This is a genomic window from Segeticoccus rhizosphaerae, assembly GCF_005222685.1.
GTDB classification, from domain to species: domain Bacteria; phylum Actinomycetota; class Actinomycetes; order Actinomycetales; family Dermatophilaceae; genus Segeticoccus; species Segeticoccus rhizosphaerae.
Genome location: NZ_SWMA01000095.1, coordinates 1 through 1,381 on the forward strand (window position 1 = coordinate 1; position 1,381 = coordinate 1,381).

Below are 1,381 nucleotides of genomic sequence, written 5' to 3' on the forward strand. Positions count from 1 at the left end.
GCTGGCAACTCCTTCTTGCGTCGTCCCACCGAACACCTCCGTGATCAAGGTGTTGCGACGACCGCTGGAATCCGCCCTGCACGCCGCGGTCGCTGTGATGGACCAAGCCGGTGACATCCTGGCCGGCGCGCTGCCGCGCCCACAGGCCCATGTCCAGGGCGTCCAGCGCCAGGTCGGTGCGCAGGCTGGTGGACACCTGCCAGCCCACCACCACCCGGGAGAACACGTCGAGGACGAACGCCGCGTAGACCCAGCCGGCGTGCGTGCGAACGTACGTCAGGTCCGCCACCCAGAGCCGGTTCGGGGCGTCCGCGACGAACTGTCGCTCGACCTTGTCCTGCGGGCAAGGAGTCTGGGCGCCCTCGCTGGAGGTGGTCTTGCGGGTCTTCTCCCGTGGGATCCCGCGCAGTCCCTGGGCTTTCATGAGCCGCTCCACGGTGCACCGGGCCACCCGATCGCCGGTGCCGGCGCGTTTCCGGTTGAGCTCGGCGTGGACCTTGCGAGCCCCGTAGACCCCGAGGTTGTCGGAATGCACCACTTTAATCTCCTCAGTCAGATTGGCGTCGCGTACCGCCCGCGAGGAGGGCGGCCGGGCGGGGTGGGCGTAGTAGGTGGACGGAGCGATCTGGGCGTTGGTGCCCTCCAGGGCGGCGCAGATCGGCTCGACTCCGTGTTCGTCGCGGTGCCCGTCGACGAACGCCACCTTCAGCGAGACGGGCGGTCGAGCTCCGCGATGCTCCTATGTCAAGCCCCTGTCACTCAGGCCGCGATCGCGGTCCCGCTCGTCGTCTGCGGGGCGTTCCGCTGGTCAGCGCGCAGGGCGCCAAACACCACGTCCGAGAGCTGCCGGCGCAGCAGTCGTAGCGCTGCGGTCTTGTCCTTGCCGCGGCCCAGCTGCTTGGTGACGTAAGCCTGTCCAGACCCTACGCCGCGGACTTGGGTAACCGCGATCATGTGCAACGCGCAGCTCATGGCACGGTTGCCGCCCCGGTTGAGCCGCACCTTTCCCTTGCTTGCGCCCGACCACACCGGCACTGGCGCGGTACCGGTGAACCGGGCGAAGGCATCCTTGTTGCGGAACCGGTGCACGCCCGCGGTCTCGCCGATGATCACGGCGGCCGATAGAACGCCGCAGCCCGGGACCTCCAGCAGCGATGGTGCGATCTCACGAACCAGGCCACGCAGCTCGCCTTCGAGCGCGTTGATCTGGTGATTGAGCTCATCGCACCGGGTCAGTAGGTTGCGGGCAAGACGGACGACCACCCCCTCGAACCGAGCGAGCTCCACCAGCAGCTCCGCGACGAGGGACTGTCCGGGAATTGGTGTAACTGGCCCGACACGCCGATGAGGATCGGCGGGGAAGGTCATGATGACCGAGAAA

The 1,381-nt window shown here is 68.0% G+C and carries 2 protein-coding genes and 1 other annotated feature; both genes read right to left on the bottom strand.

Going from position 1 to position 1,381, the window contains the following annotated elements:
* A partial coding sequence (locus FCN22_RS21440; RefSeq protein ID WP_137123594.1) for an IS3 family transposase occupies nt 1–703 on the bottom strand: 703 nt, incomplete at its 3' end.
* Nucleotides 617–738: a sequence feature (AL1L pseudoknot), on the bottom strand. (Overlaps the previous gene by 87 nt.)
* Nucleotides 739–759: 21 nt before the next feature.
* The coding region (locus FCN22_RS21445; RefSeq protein WP_137123595.1) for a transposase at nt 760–1,381 on the bottom strand (622 nt) is incomplete at its 5' end.